Origin of the sequence: Mesorhizobium sp. M7A.F.Ca.CA.001.08.2.1 (assembly GCF_003998455.1) — a bacterium.
Lineage (GTDB): Bacteria > Pseudomonadota > Alphaproteobacteria > Rhizobiales > Rhizobiaceae > Mesorhizobium > Mesorhizobium ciceri.
Map to the genome: position 1 here is coordinate 1 of NZ_RZPW01000194.1, position 8,983 is coordinate 8,983.

Below are 8,983 nucleotides of genomic sequence, written 5' to 3' on the forward strand. Positions count from 1 at the left end.
GTGAGACGCAGGCTGTAGACGCCGTTCGCAAACAGAGCAGGATCGAGTTGCGCAAGTGCGCCATTCGTGATCGCACCGGCCCCGCTAGCCAGGGTCGACCACTCGCCAGATTCGAAATGCGCGATCTCAAGTTGCCAGCGATCCAGATTCGTGTCGATTACGGAGCCAAGTAAATCGGCTTTCGTATCGAAGCGACTTCCCAGGAGGCCCGCCGCGAAGGAAACCTGCGGGGCCAGTATGTCGGTCGGGTCACGCACTTTGAGGATCGCTGAGCGCGTGCCGACGAGCCCGTCTGCGTCGGTTGCGGTCGCCACGATTTCGCTCAGGCCCGGCAGCCCGGCCGTGATGCGGGCGCGCCCCTGGCTGTCGAGCGCGAGCAGGACGCCGTTGTAGCGCACTTCCAGCTTGGTGATGTCGGCAAAGCCCGTCGAGATGACGTGGACCAGTATTTCCTGACCGGGCACGACCGGGAAACTCGGCGTCTGCTCAATGACGATACGCGGGAGTTCTGGTGCGGTGGTGGCGCGGAGCACGACCGGTTCGAGCACGCTCTCCTGCTCGTCAGATAACGTGGCGAGCACCAGATAGTCGCCGGCTTGGCCGGCACCCGGCGTCCAGCGGATCTCGCCTGTCGTCTCGTTGAGAGTGGCGCCTTCGGGCAGACCGGTGGCGCCATAGGTCAAGACGTTCTGGTAATCCAGGTCTGTCCCTGCAAGCCGGAATACCAACTCGGTGCCGAGCACCACCTGATGGTCGGAGGACTTCAGGACCGGCGTGCGGTTCGTGTCCGTAATGGCGACCTGGACATCGAGCGTCGAGAGCGCGCCCGACGGATCGGTGGCTCCAAAACGGATCGTGTAGTCACCCGCCTGGCTGTAGCCGGGCGTCCAGGTGAACTTGCCGGTCTTGCGGTCGAAGCGCGCGCCCTGTGGCAGGGGCGATAGCACGGAATAGACACTGGGATCCTGATCGACGTCTCCCGAGAGCACCGTGAAGGCCATCTCAGCGCCTTCCCGGCCTGCCTGCGGGAACATCGCCACGAGCTCGGGTGCCCGGTTCACGTTCTGCACCTTGAGCGTGATCGTCTCGGAGCTCGCCTTGTTGCCGTCCGAAGCAGAGAACGTGATTCCGGCATAGTCGCCGGCTGCGAAGTAGTTGGGCGTCCAGGACAGCAGTCCGGTTTTCGCGTTGAAGGAAGCCCCCGTCGGGAGATTGGTGACCGAGAAGGTTATCGCGTCGTTGTCAGGATCGATCGCGTGGAGCGAAAGGGCGAAAACCTCACCTTCCTTCAGGGTGCGGTCGCCGATGGGCAGGAGGACAGGCGCGGCATTGCTGGCGCGCACCACGAGGTGGATCAATTGGCTGTCGGACAGCGCGGCATAAGCACCGGCGTTTCCGTCATCCGTGACGAGGAACGTGATCGTCCGCTCACCAATGTCGGCCGCGGCGGGCGTCCAGTCGACGCGGGCGGTGCCGTAGGTCGCGAGCGGCGTGATGGTCATGCCGGCCGGCATGTTCTGGCCGGAGAAGATCAAGCCGGTCTGGTCTGGATCGCGTGCGCGCAGGATGAAGCTCAGCGGCTGTCCGGCGACCGCGACCTTGTCGCCGACGATGTCGAACAGCGGTCGCTCGTTCGGCGCCACCACGGTGGTGGTGAAGCTCACCGCCGTCGTGCGGATATCGGCCTTGCCTTCAGCTCCACCATCGTCAGTGGCGCGGACGGTGATGAGATAGTTGCCGCGGTCATGGTCGCCAGGCGCGAAGCGGATGATGCCCTTGTTGGCTTCCGTCTTCACGAAGGTCGCGAGGCCACCTAGGGCGGTCAGCTCGATCGGCGTCGTGTCGACGGCTGGCCCGCCGGCCGTCGGCTGCCGGCTCAGATAGACCGACCATGTCAGCGGGTCACCGTCCGGATCGGACACCTCCACCGGAATCTCGAGGACCTCGCCGCGGTTGACGCTCTGGTTCACGGGTGTCGGCACCACCGGCGCGCGGTTAGCGTTGACGATATCGATGACGACATCGCGCACCGTTACGGCGGGCGTGAGCCCATCTCCCGTGTCAGTCGCCGTGAAGCGAACGGTGTAGTGTCCGGCCTGCGTATAGCCCGGTGTCCAGCCGAAGATGCCGGTGACAGCATCGAAGCTTGCACCTTGCGGCAGGTTCTCGACGGCATAGGACACGGTGGGTGCCGTGCCATCAAGCGGCGTCAGGCTGGCGTCCGCCTTGCGATCCTGCGGCACGAAACCAGGATTGTCCGGATCGAACGCGAAGGCGCGGAAGAAGAGCGGCTGGTTCTCCAGCAGACGGAACGGGCCGAGCTCGTCGAATACCGGCGCGCCGTTGGCATTCGCCACCCTGAAGGTCGTGCTGATCTCGGTGGTGTTAATCCCGTCGCTGACGAGGAACGGGATCACATAGGTGCCTGCCTGGGTGAAGGACGGCGTCCATTCGAAGGCGCCTGTGTTTGGATCGAGGAAGGCGCCGCCCGGAAGCAGTGCGCTGAAGAAGGTGAGCGCATCGCCCTCCGCGTCGCTGGCGCGCAGGCGAATTCGGATGGGATCGCCCTCGCGAACGACGCGGTCCGCGACCGGCGCAAGGCTTGGCGCCTGGTTGGTCGGCACCACCAGTAGCGTCAACGTCCGCGCGACGGTGTTGACGCCGTCGGTCACGCCAAGAACCACGCCTTCATATGTGCCGGCCTGGCCCCAGCCCGGTGTCCACTGCAGCAGTCCGGTTTGGGCGTTCAGCGACGCACCTGCCGGAAGCTGGTCGGCGAAATACTGGAGATAGTCGCCGTCGGGATCGAAGGCCGCCAACCCAACGGCAAAGTTCTCTCCCTCGCGAACCCTGAGTTCTTCGGGCAGCTCCTGGACGACGGGCGCCTGGTTCCCGCCATCAACCTGGATGGCGTAGGCCTGTGTCGCGTAGCTGCCGCGGTTGTCGTAGGCGCGCAGCACGACGCTGACCTGAGCCGGGCTGTCGACCGTCGGCGACCAGGTCAGTAGGCCTGTGTTGGACAGGCCCATCCCTTCGACGCCGTCGAGCAGGAGATAGGTGAACGGGTTTCCATCCGGGTCACGCGCGGCAAGTTGATAGGAATAGGCCTGTCCTGCGATCGCAGTGGTGACGGGTGCGGAATCGATGACGGGCGCCCGATTCGCGGCAGGAACGGCGAAAACGCCATGACCGATGGAAAGATGCTGCAGGGCGGAGTTTCCGATCGTGACGGTCTGCACGGTCGTGGACTGTCCGGGTGCAAGCCGGCCGTCAGCGAGAGCCTCGCCCAGATTGATGTACCAGAGTCCGCCCCCTTCGAACGTCGCGCCGGCAGGCTGACCCAGGAAATACTGCGCGGGGTCCAGAACCAGCGTGAGCGGCGCCAGAATGTCGGCGTCGCTGATGTTGGTGACCTTCACGTCATAGGAAACCGTGCCGTCGGCTCGGCTGGAGCGCACGGCGCTGAACTCGATGGTCACGAGCGCCGAAAGGTCGGTGATGGCGGTGAAGTCGCTTGTGAAGGCGGATCCCAATTCGGCATCCTGAATGCTCTTCAGATGCTCGCCCACCGTGAGCGTGTAGTCGCCGAATTCGAGCGGATCGAAGGAGAGGCGAACAGTGCGGGTTCCCACGTCATAGGTCGCACCCTTGAGCGCAACAGGCTCGCCGGTGCTTTTCACAAGCGTGTAGTTTGCGAGGTACAGGACCGAACCGGCGTCGAGGCCGTAGCCCGCCAACATGTCCTGGTCAAACGATACGGTCATCTCCGCGAAGGGGAGCGGCACTGCGGATCCGTCCGGCGGATTCACGAACGCCACTTTCGGCGCCACGATCGGACTGACGACATCGATCTGATGCGACTGCGCAATCAGGAGACGGCCATCCGCGGTCGTCGCAAGCGTTTCGCCCCACGTTCCGTTCAGGGCGATCGGAACATGTTGGAGCGTAGCGAGGTCGACGGCGATCAACTGCGAGCCGCGAGACTGGCCGTCGGCGAGATTGTTCGAGATGAAAAGGAGACCTTCGAGCTTCGTGCCAGCCTTGCCGAAGGCAATGGAATCAACCTCGCTGTCAAAAGACAGGACTTTTGTGGCGCGCCCCTTCGGGTCAAAGGTCACGACATCGCCCCGTTCGGGCCAGGTGGTGCCCCAGAGCTTGCCGTCCGGCGCAAATGCGAGGTCGTCGACGCGAACCGAACTGAAGGCCGTGAAGGTATGCTTCACCGGGTCGAAGATCTCGATGCCGCGCCCTGACGACACGTAGATCTTGCCGGTGGCCGGATCGACTGCCAGTGCCTGCGTGATGCTGTCGCCAAAGCGAGCCTGGACCTGACCTGTTGCCGCGTCCAGGAGGAGAAGCGCACCGCCACCGGTGGTGGCCCACAGCTGCCCCTGGGCGTCGAAGGCAAGGTCGAATATTGGCTCGTCCAGAGTAGCCAGCGGCTGCCCGGCATCGCCGCCGTTGTGATCGAATTTGTAGAGCGAGCCGCGGTTTGCACCGCCGCTTGTGTATACGCTGCCGTCTGCCGCCACCACGATGGCGAGGGCACCTATCCCGGCATGGCTTTGCGGGATTGCCGAGGCGAACACCTGCGCGCCAAAGGGACGGATTGTCGTGCCGAATTCCGGCAGGTCAGCCAGCGGCGTCGGCGCGGGAATGGCCTGCTGTGCCTGCAGGAAGAGTGGATTTGTGGACGGCGTCGGCGATGGCGCCGGAGCCTCGCCGAGATCTTGGCTTGTGCCTCCGACGTTCGGCAGGTTGCCGAGGTCGGGTCCGGATCCGTCGTCCGGCGCCAGAATGCCCAGGGGCGGTTCCTCGGTGTTACCCGCATTGTCCGTCGCGAGCGCCAGGAACTCATAGCTGTGACCGGTTTCACCGTGGAAGATTCCGACGGTCTCCGTCGTCTGGCGCTGCCAGATCTGGAAGTCGCCCCCGTCTTTTGCAACGTAGACGGTGACATGCTTGACGCCTGATCCGCCAGCGTCGTCCGTTGCGGTCCAGCGCACTTCGTAATTGGCACCTTGTATGAGCTTCGCGGTCAGCGTCGACTTCGGGGCCGCGGCATCCAGCGTCTGGGTAAGCTTGATCGTCTCCTGCGGGGCCATCGTATTGAAGAGCACCCGCGCCTGGGCTGTGATGGCGGTGCCGGTCGGCACGTCATCCTTCGGACGAATTGTATAGCTGACCGTGCCCTGCCCTGCCCCTTGCGCGTTGTTTGCCGGCAGCAGTCCCCGGGATGTATCCTGGATTACTTCCCCGGTCTCAGGATCGATCGCCTGCAGCAGCCAAGTCGCCGTTGCCGCGCTGATGTCGATGCCGGCGGAGACGCGCAGAATGAAACCCTTGGACCGCGTGAAGTCGAAGTCACCCTGGAACAGCGAGCGGCCTTCCGGAATATGGACGTTGATATCCCCGATCTTCAGATCGCCCAGGCGGAAAGAATAGGGGTCGAGGTCCGAGTCGAGCTTGGTAACGATGCGTATCTCACCGGGACGCGCCGAAGCGTTTTGCGGGTTCTCGAACCGGACTGAATACGGAAGCGCTGCTCCCGCCGGAAGGAACTGCTCGTTGCCGACGCCTTGCGGGCCGGTGATCGACGCCAACTCGCCGACGGCCGCCGCCCGTTGGTAGTAGCGCGAGAAATCAAGCGGCGACAGTTCGCTCGACCCAGCCAGCGAGCCGAATTCCGGCAGCGCCACCGTGCTGCCGCCGGCTCCCCGTTGTTCGAACCTGATCCACGGTACGAAGACGTTGAAATTCTCGAAATACGTCCGCTGCGAAAGCCCCAGATCGAAGTCCGAATACTTCGAGAGCGCCGGTACGGGGACTTCGAGATAATAGCAGTCGTTCTGGCGAATTTCCACATGGTCGATCGGCGCCAGCGTGCCTGGCTGATCACCGTACCACTTGTGGATTTGTTCAAAGAAGGAGACCAGATTGCCGTCGCTGCGGACCTCCTCGCCGGCTGCGCCGTACAGCACCCCTGTCGTCAGCACCGACAGCACGCTCTGGACAACCGGATCCTGATTAATCGGCGGAGCCTCGTCGACTGGCCGCAAGATGCCAGCAAGTTCCAGCGCCCCAAGGTAGCTGGCCTCCCAGGTCTTGGCGTCCGCGGCGAGATTGATGAGTACCGCATTCGCGGTTGGATCGGCCAGCACCCTCGTCCTGAGGTTCGCTGCTTCGGCCTTCTGTTCGGCGACGAACTCGTCGCGCGTCATCGGCGTCGCGGCGGCCACGACGTTGAACCGGAACGGGATGAAAGGCTCGCGACACTCGTCGGGAATTGCGCCGAGTTGCCGGTAGAGGTCGTACAGACCGGGATAGATCTGGTCGAGAGCCGTCGGGCCTGCGTCCAGCGTGCCAGCCAGGGCCGGTATCTCCGCGTACACGCGCTGCTTGAATTCCTCCCAGGCGCGATCATGCATCTCGCGAAGGCCTGGATAGGTCGAAACGTTGAAACTCAGCCCGGTGAAGGCACCGGCCGGCATGTCGTAGAGGTAACCGGGCGCGAGAATCGTGCCGCTGGTGTTGGCTTCCGATTCGAGACTTGCCCAAGGCACGTCCTCGCCGCTCTGCGGCTGGGTGCCGCCGCGCAGGTTCGTCTGGAATGTCACATAGGGAAGATTGTAGATGACCGAATTCGTCTGCAGCTCGGGGATGCCGTACGAGAAATGCACATACGGTGTGTCGACATTCGTGAGTGACTGGAAGGCGATCCCGTAGGTGCCGGTATCTCCAGCCAGCAGGACACGGGGGCCGCCAAGTCCGATCGTGACATCCGGTTCCAGCGCCCGCTCGATCAGATACCGGTACGGCTCGATAGCCGCTGTTCCATCGGGGTTGATTACCTTCACGTCGTACAGCCCGTGGGGCGCGTCGGTGAAATCGAAGGTCGCCTTGATGTGCGTGGAATCCAGCACTTCGTAGCGCACCGGCTCATATTCCGCGATGCCGGGACGCACGAGTTTCACAATGGCGTTCGTGGCGAACTTCGCACCGAAGACGTCGAACGTCACCCAGCGGCTGTCTCCGCCTCGATCGACTTCGACTCGGCTGATCGCAAAGGGTGCAACTTCGGCCAGGAGCGTCACAGCTGTGTCTTCGGACGGTTCCTGATGGCCTCGGATCAGAACGTAGTATTCTCCTGCTTTTGTTGCCGGAATTACTGCTGTCTGAGTTGCCTGCAGTGGATCCTGGTAAATCGCGTCGAACAGGAAACCAGTGGGCACGTCACCATAGCGAAGGAACAATTCGTTGGATGCGTTCGAATCCGAACCCGTCAAGCGAACCTTTAGGGTCTCGCCCTGCGACACGGTTATCCGATAGACGCGCACCTGTCCCGTGCTAAGGGTCGTCTGCAACGGCACGCCGAGGTGCATCTCGTCAACGCTGACACTCAGCGTATTGACCGATGGAGCAGCGTTGTTCTTCTCGCTCTCAGCATTGAACGGGCCTTCGTAGACCTCGTTGTAGATGTCTGACCGGACTATCAGGCGGTACTGGCCGGCCTTGGCAGGCGGCAGGTCCGCAGGGATGCTCACAGTATAGGTGTCGTTTGTAAGGAGCGAGCCCGTAAAAGGTACGAGCTTGAGCAGACGGTCGTTGATGTCCCAGATTGCGTCCTCGGAAAGATAGACGCCGTCAGTCCAGGTCCCCTCCGCCGGATTGGCGCCCTGGTTCCTGACGGTCCAGCTGATCTGGAGCGTGTCGCCGACCGTCGCTACCGATGGGGTTACGACATTGTTGTCGACGACGAGGTCGGACGGCGGCGGCAATTCGAAGATGAGAGGCTGGTCGCTGGATTTTGCGTTGTTCGTCTCGAGGTTCGCTTCGAAAACCGAGCTGCGGCCTGTTGCGCTGAGTGGATCGGTCACGACGAAAAGGTAGTAAGATCCTTCAAGCCCCACCGGCGCTCTGATTGACTTCGCCACTGTGTAGCTCTGGCCCGCGGCGAGCCCGCCTGTATGTTGGTAGGCGCCGACGAAGCGGTCACTTTCGAGATCGAGATGTTGGTCACGGGAGAGATAGACGAGATCCGTCCAGCTATCTTGCGAGGCACGAACGTCGCCGCTCCCGGCATTGAGGACAGTGAAGCTGAAATCGAACGGCTGACCCGCTGTCACATGTTGGGGAGCGCTGACCGATGAGACCTTGAGGTCCGGAGGGATACGCAGGGTAATGGGAAGAGGTTTTCCAGTCGCGTTGTTACCTTCGCCCTGGAACTCGGGGACAACATCACTTGCGATCTGCAGGCCCGGCAGATCCGCCGCAATCGTGCTGGGGGCGAGTGATGTTGTCGCCCGTTGGGATCGGGCATCGGTTTCGACGATGATATGGAAATCGCCGTCAATGAACTCGGGAAGGTCGACGTCCAGCAAAGCCGTGTAGGCCGCCCCGATGGCAAGCTTCCCATTGTGCTGGAAGCTTCCGAGCTCATAATCACCGGTGTCGAGTGAGCCGTCTCGCGAGAGGAAGACACGATCCACCCACGCATCCTGGCGCGTTTCGCGGGTCCCTGCATTGAGCACGTGCCACGAAACGGTGACCCGGTCCCCTGAGATGGCGGTGGCAGGAACCGCTAAGCTACTAACCTGAAGGTCTGGCTCGCGGTATGTGACCGAGATATCCTGTCTTGAAATGTTGTTTGTATTGTTTGCGCCCTCGAACACGGACTCGAGGTAGTACTCGCGTATTTGGTCGTCACCTCCCTTTGCCTCGTCAAACTCCTCCTTGGGAGCTTTGCCCGTTGGAACCACGTCCGTCAGAACGAAGACGTAGAATGGGCCGTCGATGCCGGGCGGAAGAACGACCTCGGCACTGGCATTGTAGCTTTCTCCTGCCCGCAAGCCGCCCTGATTGCTATGAACGGACGTGGCAAGCAACTGGGTCCGCTGCGGCGTAATGGCTGCGGATGAAATTTGAATATCAGGATTCCAGACCGGGTCTCGCGAGAAGAAAACGGAATCGATCCAATAGGCGG

Annotated in this window: 1 protein-coding gene; it reads right to left on the reverse strand. The window is 62.4% G+C overall.

All coding sequences use genetic code 11. From position 1 onward, the window contains the following. The coding region (locus tag EN914_RS13890; protein WP_206527200.1) for a putative Ig domain-containing protein at window positions 1–8,983 on the reverse strand (8,983 nt) is incomplete at both ends.